The sequence below is a fragment of the Radiobacillus kanasensis genome, from assembly GCF_021049245.1.
Taxonomy (GTDB): Bacteria; Bacillota; Bacilli; order Bacillales; family Amphibacillaceae; genus Radiobacillus; species Radiobacillus kanasensis.
The window spans coordinates 2,160,036-2,178,410 of the sequence record NZ_CP088020.1 but is presented as its reverse complement, the minus strand read 5'-3'; the positions used below and the strand labels follow the sequence as shown (position 1 = coordinate 2,178,410).

The following is an 18,375-nucleotide window of genomic DNA, read 5'->3' as shown; positions in this document are numbered from 1 at the left end:
GATAGTGTTTTATTACACTTTTTTTACAGAGGTTTTGTCGAAAAGGTGAAAGGGAATCTCATTTTATAGTAAAATAGAGAAAATAACACGGAATGATGCAATGGAGGATATACAGCATGGAGAACAACTTTAAATCAGGATTTATCACCATAATAGGAAGACCAAACGTAGGGAAGTCCACGTTTATGAACCATGTCATCGGTCAAAAAATCGCCATTATGAGTGATAAGCCCCAAACAACTCGGAATACGATTCAAGGGGTATATACAGAAAAAGAAGCTCAAATAGTCTTTATCGATACACCAGGTATCCATAAACCGAAGCATAAGCTCGGTGATTTCATGGTAAAAGTAGCAGAAAACACACTAAATGAAGTAGATGCTGTGTTGTTTATGATTAATGCCGAAGAGGGCTATGGAAAAGGAGATCAATACATCTTAGACTTGCTCCAACGAGTAAATAATCCAGTCTTTCTAATTATTAATAAGATTGATAAGGTCCATCCTGACCAGCTCCTTCCACTCATCGATGAGTATAAGGACAAGTATAGCTTTAAAGAAATTATTCCGATATCTGCTTTAGATGGCAACAATGTCGATCATCTTCTTCAGGTCGTAAAAAGCTACTTGCCCGAAGGTCCAAAATACTATCCAGATGACCAAGTAACCGATCACCCGGAGAGATTTATCATTAGTGAACTCATTCGAGAGAAAGCGCTACAATTAACACGTGAAGAAATTCCACATTCTGTTGCAGTTGTCATCGAAAATATAGAAGAACGAGCGAATTCTGGTAGTGTCTTTATTCAAGCTACGATTGTAACAGAAAGAAAGTCACAAAAAGGGATTTTAATAGGAAAACAAGGATCCATGTTAAAAGATATTGGGAAAATGGCTAGAAAAGATATTGAAGCATTACTTGGTACAAAGATCTTTTTAGAGCTTTGGGTTAAGGTAGAAAAAGATTGGAGAAATAGGCCATCCCATTTACATGAATATGGCTTCCGAAAAGATGAGTACTAAGCATACATGGTAAATATTTTAACTCATGTTCCTGATCGAAGAGGTTAATCTATAAGTAGTGACAGATCATCATAATTTAAAGAAAGGTGGGGTTTCTTGTGATCGACTTTTCATGGAAAGTCTTTAGTCAGACAGGAAACATTGAAACCTATTTACTTATGAAAGAATTAGAAACTGTCTATGACGAAGATGCATTTTTCGAAGCTTCCGAAAAGATTGCTGAATTAGATCCAAATATATGAGGGTAGGGGAACGGTGAAACTGCGTGTTTAATAAATGTGAAGCGCTCATATTGCGAACACAAGACTATGGGGAAACACACAAAATTGTGACTTTATTTACGAAGGATATAGGAAAAGTTGGGGTCATTGCTCGGGGAGCAAAGAAACCCAAAAGTAGAATGGCTGCTATTACGCAGCCTTTTATTCATGGAGAATTTTTGATACAAGTTGGCTCTGGATTAGGGACTATGCAACAAGGAGAAGTCATTCATTCTCTCCGTCCAATTCGAGAGGACATAATCAAAACAGCATACGCTTCTTATCTAGCTGAACTAACGGATAAAATGGTAGACCAAAAACAACCTGATACATATTTATATCAACAACTGATGGAAATTCTCTTAGCAATTGGAGAAGGTAAAGATCCCGTAATATTAACGATTATTTATGAGTTTAAAATGTTTCAAAAAGCAGGCTTTGCCCCTACTGTTCATCAGTGTGTGAATTGTGGTCAAACGAGTGATGCGTATGTGTTTTCTGTCTCAGAAGGGGGCTTTCTTGATTCAAGATGCGCCCACCTTGATGAACATGCAATTGGTATCCCGCCGAAGTTGGTGAAAATTATTCAACTTCTTTCAAGAGTAGATGTAACAAGAATAGGGAACATTTCGATTAAAGAAGAAAATAAACGGCTGCTTCAGCGGATTATGGAAGCATATTATGATCAACACGGCGGCTATTACTTAAAGTCTAGAAAATTTCTCAAACAACTTGATCTGTTACAATAATGGTTGAAGGTTGACAATTACCTTCTTTTTGGAGTATCGTAAAAACAAATTTGATAGTGATGTGAAGATAGAGAGTAGTACTTATACGTAGAATTTCAAAGAGAGCCCGGGTTTTGGTGAGAGCTGGGTAAATTCAAGGTAAGGAAGGCGCTCTGGAGCATATAAGGAAAGTGGCATTCTATTCCGTAAGAATAAATGCAAATAGGGTGGAACCGCGGTGAAACCGTCCCTATGTCTGACTCAGACATAGGGACGGTTTTTTATTTTCTTTATCCAATCCAACATCAAAAATGGAGGTTGAATATGAACATTCAAAAAATGATTTTAACATTACAAACGCATTGGTCTGAGCAAAATTGCATCCTTATGCAGGCTTATGATGTCGAAAAGGGAGCAGGGACGATGTCTCCTATGACACTGCTTCGTAGTTTAGGACCTGAACCATGGAACGTCGCATATGTGGAACCATCTAGAAGGCCCGCAGATGGTCGTTATGGACAAAATCCGAACCGTTTATACCAGCACCATCAGTTTCAAGTCATTATGAAGCCATCTCCAGCAAATATTCAAGATTTATATTTGGAATCCCTTGAAAAGCTTGGAATTGATCCAAAGCAGCATGATATACGTTTTGTAGAGGATAACTGGGAAAATCCGACGCTTGGCGCGGCAGGTTTAGGCTGGGAAGTCTGGCTAGATGGGATGGAAATTACGCAATTCACTTATTTTCAACAAATCGGTGGATTAGAAGCTAAGCCGGTAGCTGTGGAAATTACGTACGGTATTGAGAGACTCGCTTCCTACATTCAGGATAAAGAAAATGTATTTGAACTCGATTGGACAGATGGAGTCACAGTTGGAGACATTTTTTATCAACCAGAGTATGAACACTCTAAATATACGTTTGAGGAATCCGACACGGATATGTTATTTGAGTTATTTTCCACGTATGAAAAAGAAGCGAAACAGACAATGGAAAAAGGGCTTGTATTTCCTGCTTATGACTACGTATTGAAGTGCTCGCATACCTTTAACCTTCTAGATGCAAAGGGTGTTATTTCTGTTACAGAACGTACTGGCTATATAAGTAGGGTACGGAACCTTGCAAGAGCGATTGCGAAGCTTTATGTCGAAGAGCGAGAAAGACTAGGGTTTCCGATGTTGAAGAAGGAGGATGCAAAACATGACAACCAATAACGTTTTATTTGAAATAGGATTAGAGGAATTACCATCCAGATTTATCCCGGATGCCCAACAACAATTAAAAGAAAAGACAGAGAGTTGGCTAAAAGATTTACGACTCGCCTACGAAACAGTTGAGTCTTACTCCACACCTCGACGTCTAGCTGTGCTTATTCGTGGACTTGAAGATAAACAAGCGGATCTAGAAGAAGAAGCGAAGGGACCAGCCAAGCACATTGCTCTCGATAAAGATGGAAACTGGTCTAAGGCTGCACAAGGATTTACTCGTGGTCAAGGCAAAACAGTGGATGATATCTATATCAAAGATGTAAACGGAACGGAATATATATTCATAAACAAATATATCGAAGGAAAGAAATCAGGGGAGCTTTTGCCAACATTTAAAGAAGTTATTCTAAGTATTAACTTCCCTAAAAATATGAGATGGGCGGATTCTACTATTCGATTTGCAAGACCGATTCGCTGGATCGTAGCTCTTCAGGACGAACGAGTTGTACCGTTTGAAATTGAAGGAGTATCTACGTCAAACATTAGCTACGGTCATCGTTTCTTGGGCGGAAAATTTAACATTACCAACCCTACGGATTATCAATCTTTATTAAAAGGACAATATGTGATCGCGAACCCTAACGAAAGAGAAGCTCTCATTCGTAAAGGAATTAACCAATTAGAAGCAGAAAATAATTGGACGGTTCCAATCGATGAGGATCTATTGGAAGAAGTAACCCACCTTGTGGAATATCCAACCGTTTTTTCTGGCCAATATAATGAACGATTCTTACATGTGCCAGAGGAAGTCCTGATTACATCTATGAAGGAGCACCAACGTTATTTCCCAGTTCGTTCTCAAGCAGATGGGACTTTAAAACCTGTGTTTGTAGCGGTCAGAAATGGGGACGACCAGCACCTCGATACGGTTGCTAGAGGGAATGAAAAGGTGTTACGTGCCCGTTTGTCTGATGCAGAGTTTTTCTACGAGGAGGATAAAAAATTATCCATCGATGCTTGCTTAGAAAAACTTACAAAGATTGTTTTCCAAGAAAAATTAGGGACGATTTCCGAAAAGGTTACTCGCGTTGAACGCATAACAGACGAAATCTGTCAGGCATTAAAAGTTGGAGATGAGGTAAGAAAGCACGCTTTACGGGCGGCAAAAATTAGTAAGTTTGATCTGGTTACAAACATGGTGAATGAGTTTACCGAGTTACAAGGAATTATGGGAGAAAAGTACGCTAGACTGTTTGGAGAAGAAGAAGCGGTTGCAGTTGCTATCAATGAACACTACATGCCAAGAAGTGCAAATGGGGAGCTTCCGAAAACAACGGTAGGAGCAATATTAAGTGTAGCAGATAAGTTAGATACGATCATCGGCTGTATATCTGTGGGGATCATTCCGACAGGCTCTCAAGATCCCTATGCGTTAAGAAGGCAAGCAATCGGAATATTACAGATGATGCGTAAGTATCAATGGTCTATTTCTGTAGAGGATTTGTTAAATAAAGTTGTTTCCCTTTACGAAGAATGGAAGATTCCAACATCCACACCGGAAGAGCTGCAACAAAATATCAACGAATTTTTCACTTTACGAGCCTCTTACTTACTTAAAGAAGAAGGGGTGGAACAAGACATCATGGATGCCGTTTTAACGAGTGGAATTGGAAATGTCGACTTTACTATTCAAAAAGCGAAGTCACTTGCTGAGAAGCGACAAGATGATGCCTTTAAATCTACGCAAGAGGCATTGGTTCGAGTATTGAATATCGCGGCAAAAGGGTCTGATGATCGAATAGATGAAGCCCTTTTGGAAAATGATGTCGAGAAAGAGCTGTATATCTGCTATCAAAATATCGTAGATCGTTATGAGAGTTCGCTTGATCAACATCAGGCAGAAGAAGCTCTTACAATTCTTGGAGAACTAACAAATCCGATTCATAATTTCTTTGATGGAACGATGGTTATGACGGAGGATGAAGCTTTGAGACGTAATAGACTTTCGTTGATGCTTCAAATATCTTTTAAGATTAAAAAGTATGCGGATTTAACTCTTATTCAATGGAAACAACATGGGTAAACGAACGAATCGGGAAGAATTGATGGTGAAGTGAGATGGAACTTTCAAATAGACAAGAACACATATTAAACATCGTTAAAGAAAAAGGACCTATCTCTGGAGAACAAATTGCTACATCTTTGAACTTATCGAGAGCTACTTTGCGACCAGATTTATCAATATTAACGATGGCTGGTTTTTTGGAAGCAAAGCCGAAGGTTGGCTATTTTTATACGAGAAAAAAACAATCTGATTTACTAGAAGAGAGCTTAAACAGGTTTTTAGTACGAGATTATCAGTCTCAACCAATAGTGGTCAGAGAAAATGAATCTGTTTATGATGCAATCGGGAAAATGTTCTTGGAAGACATCGGTACCTTATTTGTAGAAGATGAGAAAGGGCATCTAGCAGGTGTTCTTTCTCGAAAGGATTTACTACGTGCGAGCATTGGAAGTCAGGATTTAAACACAATTCCTGTGCATATTATTATGACTAGAATGCCAAACTTAACGGTTTGTACACCTGAAAGTTCTATTTTGTCGGCTGCTCAAATGATGATGGAAAAACAAGTAGATGGATTAGCAGTAGTCGAGAAAAGAGAGAATGGACTAAAGGTAATTGGCAGAATTACGAAAACAAATGTTATTAAAGCTTTTGTCGGGATTGTAAAGGAAGAATGACCTGGGGAGGGTACAACTTGAGCAAACCAATCGTATATGTGGTGTCAGACTCGGTAGGGGAGACGGCAGAGTTGGTAGTGAAAGCAGCACTTAGTCAATTTAACGATCAGGATGAATATGATCTTAGGCGTGTTCCTTATGTAGAGGACGTTGGAATTGTAAAAGAAACGATAGAGCTCGCCAAGCAGAACCAAGCAATCATCGGATTTACAATCGTCGACCCAACAATTCGCAATTATTTGTTAACAGAAGCGGAGAAACGCCGAATAGAATGTATTGATATAATGGGGCCAATGATTGATGCAATGGAGCGCAGCTTTAAGCAAAAGCCCAAGTTAGAAGCTGGACTTGTTCATAAGCTTGACGAAGATTACTTTAAAAAAGTAGAAGCTATAGAATTTGCGGTGAGGTATGACGATGGTCGAGATGCGCGTGGTATCTCCAAAGCGGATATCATTTTAATCGGGATATCCCGAACATCCAAAACTCCTTTATCTCAATATTTAGCTCATAAGAGATTAAAAGTAGCGAATGTCCCAATTGTCCCTGAAGTGGATCCACCTGCCGAATTGTTTCGAGTAAATCCAAACAAATGTGTAGGATTAAGAATAAGCCCAGAAAAATTAAATGATATAAGAAAAGAAAGATTAAAAGCGTTAGGACTAGGGGAAGCGGCTAGTTATGCCAATATGGACCGAATCCATGAAGAACTAGACTATTTCGATCAAATAGTAGGAAGAATTGGTTGTCAAGTCATTGATGTATCCAATAAAGCAGTAGAAGAGACAGCTAATGTCATTCTAAACATTCGAAATAGGATGTACCGATAGATAGTGGGGCTGGGACAAAACAATAACTTTCCAACGAATGGTCAAAGGATAAGAAGCTTAGAGTGGTAATTTCAATCCGGATCTTCAATCATACTTGATATAAATTGCGACACAAGAGAAGTTTTAAAAAAAACCATCGGTTTGAATAACTGCACGATTTGGGTACGATGTTGATCTCCGTTGCGGAAAGCAGAGTATTCTGCCGGAACGCGGCATCAAGCTTCACTTCATTACTTTTTCAATAAATTATTAATTAACGTTACGTCGTAGTTTATATATTACTAGCAACAATTACAAAAGCACTCTAGAAAAATCCGAACTGATTCGATTTCAATTAAAAAATTTCGAATCATAGTTCGGATTTTATTGTGAAATAGCAATTTTTTTCTAGCAATTTGGATTTTTTTGTATTATAATTATTTTTTGTGAAAAAATGTTTCTATAGAAGCTTTATAGACGGATGGACCCTACATAGGAGGTAGGGAGCACGATACATAAGTGCAAACAGATTTTCAGAATAATAAAACATTCTTGATAAAGAAGGATTTTTCCGTTTGTTGTAGAATATTAGGTTTGTATGCTTCTATAGAAAATGGTTTATGTCGATAGTAAGCAAGTCTCCATTAGTTCCGTAAAGGACTTCACTTTTTCTTCTTAAGAAGTTTATGTTTCCACATCAAGAGGAATTATTAGAATAAAGGCTAGGCATGTCCTCCGTCTTTATGACATAGAAAAATCGACAAATGTTTGGGAAAAAGCAATCCTTTGATTTCCAACACATTTTTTTCGACTTTGTAAAAAATATTGTCGTAATATGCAGGGTTTTCTTTTTGCAATATAGAATAATTGTAAAAACGGTGATTAAAATGGCTAGTCAAATACCAGAAGAATTAGTGGAAGAAATTCGGAAAGCTAATGATATCGTAGATGTGATTGGCGAGTACGTGCAATTAAAGAAACAAGGGAGAAACTATTTTGGTTTGTGCCCGTTTCATGGTGAGAAAACTCCTTCCTTTTCGGTAACCCAGGATAAGCAAATTTTTCATTGCTTTGGTTGTGGAAAAGGTGGAAATGTTGTCACTTTTTTAATGGAAATCGAAGGGTTTAACTTTACACAAGCTATCCACTTTTTAGCGGATAAAAGTGGTCATGTTTTGCCCAAAGAAATGCAAACTTCTTCTCGACAAGAGCAAACCCAGGAGAGTCAGGATGTTTTAAGCGCAAATGAGTGGCTTACGAAGCTATACCATCATTTACTGCGACATTCAAAGGATGGGAAAGAGGCCTACCAGTACTTGGTTGACCGTGGCTTCACGGATGAAAGTATCGATACATTTCAACTGGGGTTTGCACCGAATTCCAAGGACTTTACTGCTCAGTTTTTAGAGAAGAAAGGATTTCATCCGCAACAGATGGTGAAGGCAGGTCTGCTTTCTGCAAAAGAAGATCAACAGGTAACGGATCGTTTTCGGGGTAGAGTCATGTTCCCGATTCGAAGTCATTTAGGAAAGACAGTTGCCTTCGGTGGGCGTGCTTTAAATGGGCAAGAACCCAAATATTTAAACAGTCCTGAATCTGAACTTTTTCGGAAGGGGACGATGCTTTATAACTTTGATTTAGCCAGACCCCATATCCGTAGAGAGCAAGAGGTCATTCTCTTTGAAGGCTATGTTGATGTTATTTCTGCTTATAATGCTGGCATCCAAAATGGGGTTGCGACATTAGGAACTTCCATTACAGAAGCGCAAGCAAAGTTACTACGAAGATATGTGGATCAAATCATTATTTGTTACGACGGTGACCAGGCTGGTTTGCACGCCTCCTATAAAGCAGCAAGGCTTCTAAAACAAGTAGGTTGCGTTGTGAAAGTTGCCCATCTAACAAATGACCTGGATCCGGATGAATTCATTCAGACATATGGAGCAGATCGCTTCCGAAATGAGATTATAAAAGCAAGTGATACGTATCCTTCATTCATGATGAGGTATATAAAAAAAGATTATAATCTAAAATTAGAAGGAGATCGCATACAATATGTTGAAAAGGTACTTGATGAAATTGCTTTAATTGAAAAGCCCATTGAGAGAGAGCATTATTTAAAGGAATTAGCAAATGAGTTTTCCTTGTCCATGGACACTCTTTCCTTGGAAATAGAATCAAGACTTCAAAAGTTAGGTAACAAACAGGATAAGGGCTACCAAAAGCGCCATACTAATACAATAAAAAGCAAGCGAGATGCTACTGGTAAATTATTACCGGCTTATCATAATGCTGAGAAACAGCTTCTCACATATATGATGGCAGATGAATCCATCGCTAGGAAAGTATTAGAAGAATTAGGTGGCAATTTTAATGTAGAAAAACATAAAGTCATTGTAACTTACTTATATGCTTTTTATGAAGAAGGAAACGCTCCTAATGTAAGCCACTTTGTAGAGCAGCTACCTGATGCAGAGTTGCAAAGTTATGTAGTTGAACTAGCACTGATGCCAACTCGACCAGATATTAGTGATCGGGAAATCAGTGATTATATAAAAATCATTCGAACTGAGCAAAGCGATCATGTTTTAATAAAGTCGTTAAGAGATGAACAAAAGTTAGCAGAACAACAAAGCGACCCCTTAAAAGCAGCTGAAATCGCGATGAAAATCTTAGAAATTCAGAAGCAAATTCGAAGTTGATTATTTGTATATAGAGTAGAATTGTCGGAAGGAGGAGAGCTCATGGCACAAAACAAGCCATCACAGCCAAAAGAAAACGAAACAGAGCTAACCCTAGATCAAGCTAAGGAACAGTTGTTAGAGCTAGGTAAAAAGCGTGGAGTTCTTGCTTATGAAGAAGTAGCAGAGCGATTGTCAAACTTTGAATTGGAATCCGATCAAATGGATGAATTTTATGAGCACTTAAATGAACAAGGGGTGGAAGTGATTGGGGAATCTGAGGAAGACCCAAGCATGCAGCAGCTTTCTAAGGAGGAAGAATTCGACCTAAATGATTTAAGTGTTCCACTTGGTATTAAAATTAATGACCCAGTTCGTATGTACTTAAAAGAAATTGGAAGAGTAGACCTATTGTCTGCTGCTCAAGAAATTGAGCTTGCAAAACGTATTGAAGACGGTGAGGAAGAAGCGAAAAAACGACTTGCTGAAGCGAACCTTCGTTTAGTAGTTAGTATTGCAAAGCGCTATGTAGGTCGAGGAATGCTTTTCTTAGACTTGATTCAGGAAGGAAACATGGGTCTTATTAAGGCAGTTGAAAAATTTGATTACCGCAAGGGGTACAAGTTTAGTACGTATGCCACTTGGTGGATACGTCAAGCGATTACGAGAGCTATCGCAGATCAGGCAAGAACCATTCGTATTCCTGTACACATGGTAGAAACGATAAATAAACTGATCCGAGTACAAAGACAGCTGCTTCAGGATTTAGGTCGTGAGCCTAGCCCAGAAGAAATCGGAAAAGAAATGGAGTTAACACCTGAAAAGGTACGAGAAATCTTAAAGATAGCTCAAGAACCTGTTTCCTTAGAAACACCGATCGGTGAAGAAGATGATTCACATCTAGGTGATTTTATCGAAGACCAAGAAGCAACTTCCCCTTCTGACCATGCTGCTTATGAGTTGTTAAAGGAACAATTAGAAGATGTGTTAGATACTCTAACAGATCGGGAAGAAAATGTACTTCGTTTACGCTTTGGATTAGACGATGGACGTACACGAACACTTGAAGAAGTGGGTAAAGTGTTCGGAGTTACGAGAGAAAGAATTAGACAAATTGAAGCTAAGGCACTAAGAAAGCTACGACACCCAAGTCGAAGCAAACGTCTTAAAGATTTCCTTGAATAAAAACGGTTAGGCCATTTCGTTTTATACGTGGAGTGAACAAAATGAGTGATGATCGAAGAAAAATCATCATGAAGGAAATCTACTATTGGAAAGAGAATAACCTGCTTCCGGAAAAGTATTGTAATTTTCTATTAGCGTTATATTCTCAAGGAGACTCATTAGGTTCGGTTGAAAGCGTCAGTGGTAACAAGCGGAGATTATTCCTGTTACTTGTGAATGTGCTCTTGTTACCGCTCGCATTTCTTACCATTTATTTTACTGAACTTCAGATGATAATGCAAATTGCCATCCTAATACTTTTTTGTGGGTTATCTGGTGTTTTACACCTGTATATGAGGAAAACAGTGGGTTTACGGCTCAATTTTTCCCTGGAAATTACATTATTATTAATTTTTATTACGAGTGTGCAACTCGTGCAATTATGGTTTAGCACCTCTATCCTTATCTATGGGATAACGTTTGTAAATTGTATATTTTGGATATGGATAGGAAAGAAATTAAATCGAAACTATTTATTTTATTCTGGCATTATTGGAATATTTATCCTAGTTTACATCGTCATCAATTAATATTCGTATGTTTCCCTTTTCTCTTTGTAGATTTTAAAGTAAAATATACATAGTTTGTCTTTACCAATGAAAAGGGGTTACATAAGGAGGTAAAAAAGAACATGAAAAAGAACCCAGTTATTCCTTATGCTCTCATTGCGGTTTTGGGAATTCTAGCTATGATTGTTGTATCAATTATAGGATTGAATCAAGAAGAAGAAATTGCGAACAGTGGGGAGCAGACTGAAGGTGAAGCAACAGCAAGTGATCCAGAAGCTGTTTTCCAAAATACTTGTGCTGGCTGTCACGGAGCGGACCTTTCTGGTGGCGCTGGTGGTGCACCGAATTTACAAGAAGTAGGAAGTAAATACACACAAGAAGAAATTCAGGATATCATTATGAATGGTAAAGGTACTGGAATGCCTGGTGGACTAGTTGATGCAGCACAGGCAGAAGCAATAGCCGCATGGTTAGCTGAGAAAAAATAGTTTGATGTGATATGCTAGTGGGAAAGAGCTTTCTGAGTATTTCAGAAAGCTCTTCTTTTTCAGGACGGTTGTGATCTGGAAGATTGTTCTTTTCTAAGTATTGAATTTCAACTAGCAGTTTATATAAACTGCGCCGCAAAGAAACAATGACCTTTTTATTCTTTATCAAGGTGACTGCTAGTCTGGCGCTGCGGAAAAACACTCCCTTTCTGTGGGGGGCACCTCAGCCAGGCTACTTCAGTGAGTAGGCTTCTTCGTTGCCTAAGCCTACTACAAAGCGTAACGAGAAGACGCAGGTGCATCCTTCCAGAGCCTTCAGCTGTTCCTTTCCTACAAGGACAAGGAATACTGCGGTAGCTTACCCTCGTACGATGTGGGGTGCTTCCGAAGGGACCTGCGCCGTGTCCGTGGAAAGCGGAGTATTTTTCCGGAGCATCGCACTATGCGTCACAAATTTTTTTATAAATTTACGGCGCAATTTATATCAATAGCAACAAACTATGCGAAAGAGCAATAAAGAGTGATACATAACATAAAGGAAGGGTACATTTATGGCAGAAAAACAGATTTCATTACGGCTTGAACGAATTGCATCCTTCTTACCATCCGCTACTTTTTTTGCGGATATAGGCTCAGATCATGCCTACCTTCCGCTATATGTTTGTCGGCAGGACGAGAAAGCAAGAGCGATAGCCGGTGAATTTAATGAAGGTCCATTTTTAAGTGCGAAACAGAATGTAAAAGAAGCCAACTTGGCGAGTCGAGTTCAGGTTCGTAAAGGGAATGGATTGTCCGTATTACAAGCTAATGATTCCATTTCAGAGGTTGTAATTGCCGGGATGGGCGGGAGTTTAATTGCACGGATTTTGGAAGAAGGAAAAGAAAAATTAACGGGTGTTGTGAAAATTATTGCTCAGCCTAACGTCGATGCAAGATCGGTACGACTGTGGATGGATCTTCACCGTTATCAGATTGTACAAGAGGATATCGTCAAAGAAGGCGGGCATATATATGAAATTATCGTTGCGGACTTCAATGAGGATGTATCCGTTGGACAGTTAGATGAAAAGGACTTACTGATTGGTCCATTTTTGAAACATCATAGATCGGAAATTTTTCGGGAGAAATGGCAGGTTGAAAAAGAAAAAAGAGAGATGGCCTTAAAACAAATGACGAAAGCAACGGATATTGATAAGGAGAAAGTGGAAGGTTTTGAAAGAGAGATAGCCATTATTGAGGAGGTACTAAACAATGAAGGCTAATGAAATCATACAGTGTTTCGAGGAGTGGGCACCGGGTTACCTTGCTTACGAATGGGATAACAGTGGATTACAGATAGGTTCTCTGGATAAAGAAGTATCGAAAGTAATGGTCACACTAGATGTGCTTGAAAATGTGGTGGATGAAGCTATTGAAAAAAGAATTGACTTCATACTTGCCCATCACCCCATGCTATTTAGTTCTATAAAAAGCATTGACTTTCAATCTCCAAAGGGAAGGTTGATCCAGAAGTTGATCAAGCATGATATTACCGTTTATGCAGCCCATACAAATCTAGACGTCGCAGCTAATGGGGTTAGTGAGATGTTAGCAAAGGAACTAGATGTGGAAAATACAGAGATCCTATTCCCTTCGGAACAGGAAACCCTTTTAAAGCTTGTTGTATATGTGCCTAATACGCATGTTGAGAAGGTTAAACAAGCTTTAGGAGAAAGTGGTGCAGGACACATAGGCAATTACAGTGACTGTATGTTTGAAACGAAAGGGGAAGGACAATTTAAACCACTAGAAGGGACATCACCGTTTCTTGGAGAGCAAGGAAAAGTAGAAAGAGTGGAAGAGACCAAGATAGAAACAATTCTTCCAGCAAATAGGCTCAGATCTATTATAAAGTCATTACATGATGCGCATCCATACGAAGAAGTGGCTTATGATATCTATCGGCTTGAGAATCAAGGTATGAAATATGGGGCTGGCCGAATAGGGGATTTACGAAAGGAAATGACATTAGAATCTTTTTCGCAATTCATCAAAGAGCGTTTAGATGTTCCATTTGTTCGAGTAACTGGGGATTTAAAACAGCCGATAAGAAGAGTTGCGATTTTGGGTGGTAGTGGAAAGGATTTTATCGAGGAAGTCTCTAAAACGGATGCAGATGTTTATGTAACTGGTGATATGTCCTTTCATGAAGCGCAGGATGCATTGGAATTAGGGTTAAGTCTAATCGATCCTGGTCATCACGTCGAAAAGGTAATGAAACAAGCGGTGAAAGAGTATTTCGAAACACGGATCACAGAAGGAGTTTCATTTTTGATTTCAGAGGCTAACACAGAGCCGTTTCAATTCTTATAAAACTACTAGATGAAAAAGGGAAGGAGCTACAAGGCCCCTTCCTTATTTTTTCATCTTTACTTTTGGTAATATCTTATCTTGTTTGACTTTGGATTTAAGATCCCATGTTTCGTTATTATTCAAGTCATATTGCTCAATAAACTTAATAACTTCTTTGGTAATTGGTGTTGGAGTGGAAGCACCTGCAGTTACGGCTACCTTTTCCACACCTTCTAGCCATTCTAGTTTAATCTCTGATACATCCGCTATCCGATACGCTTTTGTCCCTGCAATTTCTTGAGAAACTTGTGCAAGACGGTTCGAGTTATTGCTTCTAGGATCCCCAACAACAAGGGTTAGGTCGGCGACTTTCGCTTGCTCTGCTACAGCTTCTTGGCGGACCTGTGTAGCCATACAAATTTCTTGAATCATATCCGTTTGAGGATACTTTTCTTTTACTTTTTGCATGACATCATAAACGTCCCATTGACTCATGGTCGTTTGGTTCGTCACGATAAGCTTATCATTATTTAAGTGTAAATTTTCGACATCTTCTTCCGTTTGAACAAGATGAACATGTCCTGGTGCAACTCCAATAGCTCCTTCAGGCTCTGGATGCCCTTTCTTGCCAATGTACACAACATCGTATCCTTCTGCAACTTTCTCTCGGATCAAATCATGTGTTCTCGTTACATCAGGGCATGTTGCGTCTAATACGGTCAACCCTTTTTCACGAGCGCGTTCTTTTACTTCAGGCGACACGCCGTGTGCCGTGAAAATAATCGTTCCAGACTCAACATTTTCTAGTAGTTCTAGTCGGTTTTTTCCATCTAACGTAATGACACCTTCGCTCTCAAAAGCTTCGGTGACGTGTGAGTTGTGTACAATCATTCCCAGTATATAAATGGGGCGCGGTAAATTTGTATCCTTTACAGCGTTTTGAGCAATCACCATTGCATCTACAACCCCATAACAATAGCCACGTGGTGCAATTTTTATAACTTCCATGTCAGTTCCCCCTCTGAACGAAAAATAATATGTTAAGGGCATCACAACCATTATAAGGGTAAAACTAGAATATGACAAAGAGAAAAATTGAAGATATATGTGCATTTATAGGATAACTTCTCTATAATAAGTAAGGAAAGTAAGATAAAAGGAGATTTACTATGGAAAATCATGAATTTAAACAATATGCGTTAAGCCCTGTTATGAATCAAGTCATTGATAAACTAGGTTTTAAAGCTCCAACTCCAATCCAGCAAAAGGTTATACCCTTGGCACTTCGAGGCGAGAGCATCATCGGTCAATCACATACTGGATCAGGAAAAACACATGCGTATTTAATTCCTATTCTTAATAAAATCAAAGAAGAACAACAAAGCGTACAATATGTCGTAACAGCACCAACACGAGAGCTTGCTATGCAAATATATGATGAGGCAAAGAAAATGGTAGAGTTTACCGGTGAAGCTCCTTGGTCGATTAAATTACTTATTGGGGGGACCGATAAGAAGAAATCGATTGATAAGTTAAAAGAACAGCCACATCTAGTAATCGGAACCCCTGGTCGGATATTGGACCTGCTAGAAGAGGGGGCATTAGATTTTTCTTCTATCCAATCTTTTATCGTCGATGAAGCGGATCTAATGTTGGATCTCGGATTAATTCAAGAAATAGATAAAACACTTGTGCGCTCCAATTCAAGAGCATCTGTCATGGTATTTTCAGCTACCATTCCAGAACGATTACAACCTTTTTTAAAGAAATACCTAGAGAATCCGCATTATTTTAAAATGGACGACAGGTTATCTCCTGAAACGATGGAGCATCGATTAGTACCTTTGCGACATCGTTCTATTGCGGATACAATTATTCGTATATCTGAAACAATCCGACCCTATCTAGCAATCATTTTTACAAATGGAAAAGAGCGGGCAGATCTTCTCTCAGAGGAACTAATTGGGAAAGGTTTTGAAGTTGGGTTAATGCACGGCGGATTAACGCCACGTGAGCGTAAGCGTGTATTAAAGGACATTCAAGCGCTACGTTACCAATACATTGTTGCAACCGATCTAGCTGCTCGCGGCATTGATATCAAAGGTGTAAGCCATGTCATTAATGCAGATCTTCCAAGTGAAGAAGAGTTTTACATCCACCGAGTTGGCAGAACGGCACGAGCAGGTATGGAAGGAACAGCGATAAGTTTGTTTAAAGATGAGGATTTAACACTAATTGAGCGCCTTGAAAAGAAAGGATTAACCTTTACTTCTTACGATATCAAAGATGGAGAATGGGTTGAGACAAAGGCTTGGAACGAACGAAAAAAACGTCAAAAAGCAGAATCAGAAGTGGAAAAAGAAGCGTGGAGCCATGTTAGAAAACCCAAAAAAGTGAAACCAGGCTATAAAAAGAAAATGAAAAAACACCAAGAGAAAGTGAAGCGGAAAATCAATCGTAATAAATTCAAAAAATAAGTCGAATTATGGTAAGATAGGAACAGATGAAGAGGAGAGGTGTTACGATGATGAAGATAGGATCTCACGTTTCAATGAGCGGTAAAGAGATGTTATTAGGCTCTAGTAAAGAAGCTGCAGGATATGGCTCAAATGTGTTTATGATTTATACGGGTGCGCCCCAAAACACAAGAAGGAAACCAATTGAGGAATTAAATATTGAAGCAGGACTTCAACATATGAAAGAAAATGGGCTGGAAGAAATTGTAGTACATGCCCCATATATTATTAACATTGGGAATACAACGAAAAAAGAAACGTTTGAATTGGGCGTGAATTTTCTCCGAAGTGAAATAGAACGAACAGAAGCAATTGGCGCAAAACAAATTGTTCTACATCCAGGTGCACATGTTGGCGAAGGTGTTGACAAAGGAATCGAAAAAATCATCGAAGGGTTAAATGAAGTTCTTCACTCTGGTCAAAAGGCACAAATTGCATTAGAAACAATGGCAGGAAAAGGTTCGGAAATTGGAAGTAATTTCGAAGAACTTGCCAGAATTATCGATGGTGTTAAATTGGATGACAAGCTTTCTATATGCTTAGATACGTGTCACATCCATGACGCAGGTTATGATATTATTAATGACTTTGATGGAGTATTGGAACAATTTGATCGAATCATCGGCTTAGACCGTCTTAAAGTCATTCACGTGAATGATAGTAAAAATCCAACGGGAGCGAAAAAAGACCGTCACGAAAATATTGGATTCGGCCATATTGGCTATGATGCCCTTCATTATATCGTTCATCATCCGCAACTTACGAACTTACCAAAGATTTTAGAGACACCATATGTAGGCGAAGACAAGAAAAATAAAAAGCCTCCATATCGTTTCGAAATCGAAATGCTAAGAGGCGACAGTTTTGTGACCGACTTAAAAGAGAAGATTATGGAACAATAATAAGAGAAGCCAAGGATTAATCCTTGGCCTCTTTTTCTATATGTTACTCGAACCAGGATTCCACCCCATATTCACGGATGAGCTTAACAAATAGCTTTTGTCCCTTTTGAGCGGTTGGTAAATCGGTAATTTGGGCTAATTTTTTAAACATCATCGTCCTGTCTTTTTCTTTAAATGGATCTAATTTTGTTTTCTTCATATAGCTTACAATATCATTTGCTTGTTGCTCGGTAATAGGGATATTGTATTCTTTACTGTACTGTAAAAGCTCGTCAGCTTGAATTGCTTTTATTTTTTTTAAGGCCATCTTTTTCATAAAACTACTCATCGTACAACTCCTCACCAAAAAGTCCTTGTTTCATCCTATGCTCATCGTTATAAAATGTGCCATGTTTATCCGCATTTAGCGGATGATACCACGTAAATAACGAAGATGAGTTCATATACTAAGGAAGCACCTCAACAAAAGGAAAGGTGAGGGTTGGATCATGGATCAATCGAATCGCAATCGTGAGCTCGATAACGTTGAGAAAGCCCCAGTTTCACTAGAAGAAGAGCCTAACGTTCTCAATGCAGGACAGCAAGGGGCACAGCCAATCATTGAGGATGAAGAACTCTATTCCTTAGAAGAGCCGTATAAGCAAGACGTGGAGATCGCCCAAGAGATGACAGTGAATGATTTTAACCGACCAATCCATTCCGACGAGCAACCAACCGAAATGCGCTCGAAAGTTCAAACTGGATTTGGCTGGGCGGCATTAATTTTATCTATTTTATCTTTTTTTACAATGCCGATTATCTTTGCTGCCGCCGGGATTATCTTAGGTTTTGTATCAAAGGGTAGAGGTGCTGATACACTAGGAAACGCTTCGATTATCATTGGTGTCGTTTCCATTGTTTTAGCGATTTTTATAGCCCCTTTTGTATGATAAAAAAACGGGAGCGATTATT

The 18,375-nt window shown here is 38.9% G+C and carries 17 protein-coding genes and 1 other annotated feature; of the genes, 15 read left to right on the top strand and 2 right to left on the bottom strand.

Going from position 1 to position 18,375, the window contains the following annotated elements:
* The first annotated feature begins 116 nt into the window (after positions 1-116).
* From era to KO561_RS11300, 12 genes are all read left to right on the top strand, one after another.
* The gene (gene era / locus KO561_RS11355) at positions 117-1,022 is read left to right on the top strand and encodes a GTPase Era (RefSeq protein WP_231093372.1); all 906 of its coding nucleotides are present in this window, start codon (positions 117-119) and stop codon (positions 1,020-1,022) included.
* Between the two features lie 98 nt (positions 1,023-1,120).
* Positions 1,121-1,264, top strand: coding sequence for a YqzL family protein (locus KO561_RS11350; RefSeq protein ID WP_231093371.1), 144 nt, complete (start codon positions 1,121-1,123; stop codon positions 1,262-1,264).
* A 23-nt stretch (positions 1,265-1,287) separates the two neighbouring features.
* Positions 1,288-2,031, top strand: coding sequence for a DNA repair protein RecO (gene recO / locus KO561_RS11345; RefSeq protein WP_231093370.1), 744 nt, complete (start codon positions 1,288-1,290; stop codon positions 2,029-2,031).
* A gap of 55 nt (positions 2,032-2,086) precedes the next feature.
* Positions 2,087-2,265, top strand: a binding site (T-box leader).
* Positions 2,266-2,334: 69 nt separating this feature from the next.
* Positions 2,335-3,228, top strand: coding sequence for a glycine--tRNA ligase subunit alpha (gene glyQ / locus KO561_RS11340; RefSeq protein ID WP_231093369.1), 894 nt, complete (start codon positions 2,335-2,337; stop codon positions 3,226-3,228).
* Complete coding sequence (gene glyS / locus KO561_RS11335; protein WP_231093368.1) at positions 3,215-5,305, top strand: glycine--tRNA ligase subunit beta; 2,091 nt, start codon at positions 3,215-3,217, stop codon at positions 5,303-5,305. The genes glyQ and glyS overlap by 14 nt, the downstream gene beginning before the upstream one ends.
* Positions 5,306-5,340: 35 nt before the next feature.
* Complete coding sequence (locus tag KO561_RS11330) at positions 5,341-5,964, top strand: transcriptional regulator CcpN (RefSeq protein WP_231093367.1); 624 nt, start codon at positions 5,341-5,343, stop codon at positions 5,962-5,964.
* A gap of 17 nt (positions 5,965-5,981) precedes the next feature.
* Positions 5,982-6,794: a pyruvate, water dikinase regulatory protein gene (locus tag KO561_RS11325; RefSeq protein ID WP_231093366.1), complete on the top strand. Its 813-nt coding sequence runs from the start codon at positions 5,982-5,984 to the stop codon at positions 6,792-6,794.
* An 866-nt stretch (positions 6,795-7,660) separates the two neighbouring features.
* The gene (dnaG, locus tag KO561_RS11320) at positions 7,661-9,475 is read left to right on the top strand and encodes a DNA primase (RefSeq protein WP_231097110.1); all 1,815 of its coding nucleotides are present in this window, start codon (positions 7,661-7,663) and stop codon (positions 9,473-9,475) included.
* Positions 9,476-9,517: 42 nt separating this feature from the next.
* Positions 9,518-10,639, top strand: a complete 1,122-nt coding sequence (gene rpoD, locus KO561_RS11315) for an RNA polymerase sigma factor RpoD (protein WP_231093365.1) — start codon at positions 9,518-9,520, stop codon at positions 10,637-10,639.
* A 670-nt stretch (positions 10,640-11,309) separates the two neighbouring features.
* On the top strand, positions 11,310-11,675 hold the full coding sequence (gene cccA / locus KO561_RS11310; protein ID WP_231093364.1) for a cytochrome c550: 366 nt from the start codon (positions 11,310-11,312) through the stop codon (positions 11,673-11,675).
* A 551-nt stretch (positions 11,676-12,226) separates the two neighbouring features.
* On the top strand, positions 12,227-12,937 hold the full coding sequence (locus tag KO561_RS11305; RefSeq protein ID WP_231093363.1) for a tRNA (adenine(22)-N(1))-methyltransferase: 711 nt from the start codon (positions 12,227-12,229) through the stop codon (positions 12,935-12,937).
* Positions 12,927-14,027, top strand: a complete 1,101-nt coding sequence (locus KO561_RS11300; protein WP_231093362.1) for a Nif3-like dinuclear metal center hexameric protein — start codon at positions 12,927-12,929, stop codon at positions 14,025-14,027. Before KO561_RS11305 ends, KO561_RS11300 begins: the two co-directional genes overlap by 11 nt.
* 42 nt (positions 14,028-14,069) lie before the next feature.
* On the opposite strand, the gene KO561_RS11295 is transcribed toward KO561_RS11300, so the two are convergent.
* Complete coding sequence (locus KO561_RS11295) at positions 14,070-15,014, bottom strand: 4-hydroxy-3-methylbut-2-enyl diphosphate reductase (protein ID WP_231093361.1); 945 nt, start codon at positions 15,012-15,014, stop codon at positions 14,070-14,072.
* Positions 15,015-15,175: 161 nt separating this feature from the next.
* Between KO561_RS11295 and KO561_RS11290 the strand changes: the two genes are divergently transcribed.
* Positions 15,176-16,483 carry a DEAD/DEAH box helicase gene (locus KO561_RS11290; RefSeq protein ID WP_231093360.1) on the top strand — a complete coding sequence of 436 codons (1,308 nt, stop codon included), beginning with the start codon at positions 15,176-15,178 and terminating at the stop codon, positions 16,481-16,483.
* A gap of 47 nt (positions 16,484-16,530) precedes the next feature.
* Entirely contained in the window at positions 16,531-17,424 is an 894-nt protein-coding gene (locus KO561_RS11285; protein WP_231093359.1) for a deoxyribonuclease IV, read from the top strand.
* A gap of 43 nt (positions 17,425-17,467) precedes the next feature.
* On the opposite strand, the gene KO561_RS11280 is transcribed toward KO561_RS11285, so the two are convergent.
* Entirely contained in the window at positions 17,468-17,752 is a 285-nt protein-coding gene (locus KO561_RS11280; RefSeq protein WP_231093358.1) for a DUF2624 domain-containing protein, read from the bottom strand.
* Positions 17,753-17,912: 160 nt separating this feature from the next.
* Between KO561_RS11280 and KO561_RS11275 the strand changes: the two genes are divergently transcribed.
* Positions 17,913-18,353 carry a DUF4190 domain-containing protein gene (locus KO561_RS11275; RefSeq protein ID WP_231093357.1) on the top strand — a complete coding sequence of 147 codons (441 nt, stop codon included), beginning with the start codon at positions 17,913-17,915 and terminating at the stop codon, positions 18,351-18,353.
* Positions 18,354-18,375: the final 22 nt, after the last annotated feature.

Bases quoted from the DNA above. Each gene is read 5' to 3' on its own strand.
- era (WP_231093372.1), top strand. From the start codon at position 117: ATGGAGAACAACTTTAAATCAGGATTTATCACCATAATAGGAAGACCA.
- glyQ (WP_231093369.1), top strand. From the start codon at position 2,335: ATGAACATTCAAAAAATGATTTTAACATTACAAACGCATTGGTCTGAG.
- glyS (WP_231093368.1), top strand. From the start codon at position 3,215: ATGACAACCAATAACGTTTTATTTGAAATAGGATTAGAGGAATTACCA.
- KO561_RS11330 (WP_231093367.1), top strand. From the start codon at position 5,341: ATGGAACTTTCAAATAGACAAGAACACATATTAAACATCGTTAAAGAA.
- dnaG (WP_231097110.1), top strand. From the start codon at position 7,661: ATGGCTAGTCAAATACCAGAAGAATTAGTGGAAGAAATTCGGAAAGCT.
- rpoD (WP_231093365.1), top strand. From the start codon at position 9,518: ATGGCACAAAACAAGCCATCACAGCCAAAAGAAAACGAAACAGAGCTA.
- cccA (WP_231093364.1), top strand. From the start codon at position 11,310: ATGAAAAAGAACCCAGTTATTCCTTATGCTCTCATTGCGGTTTTGGGA.
- KO561_RS11305 (WP_231093363.1), top strand. From the start codon at position 12,227: ATGGCAGAAAAACAGATTTCATTACGGCTTGAACGAATTGCATCCTTC.
- KO561_RS11300 (WP_231093362.1), top strand. From the start codon at position 12,927: ATGAAGGCTAATGAAATCATACAGTGTTTCGAGGAGTGGGCACCGGGT.
- KO561_RS11295 (WP_231093361.1), bottom strand. From the start codon at position 15,014: ATGGAAGTTATAAAAATTGCACCACGTGGCTATTGTTATGGGGTTGTA.
- KO561_RS11290 (WP_231093360.1), top strand. From the start codon at position 15,176: ATGGAAAATCATGAATTTAAACAATATGCGTTAAGCCCTGTTATGAAT.
- KO561_RS11285 (WP_231093359.1), top strand. From the start codon at position 16,531: ATGATGAAGATAGGATCTCACGTTTCAATGAGCGGTAAAGAGATGTTA.
- KO561_RS11280 (WP_231093358.1), bottom strand. From the start codon at position 17,752: ATGAGTAGTTTTATGAAAAAGATGGCCTTAAAAAAAATAAAAGCAATT.
- KO561_RS11275 (WP_231093357.1), top strand. From the start codon at position 17,913: ATGGATCAATCGAATCGCAATCGTGAGCTCGATAACGTTGAGAAAGCC.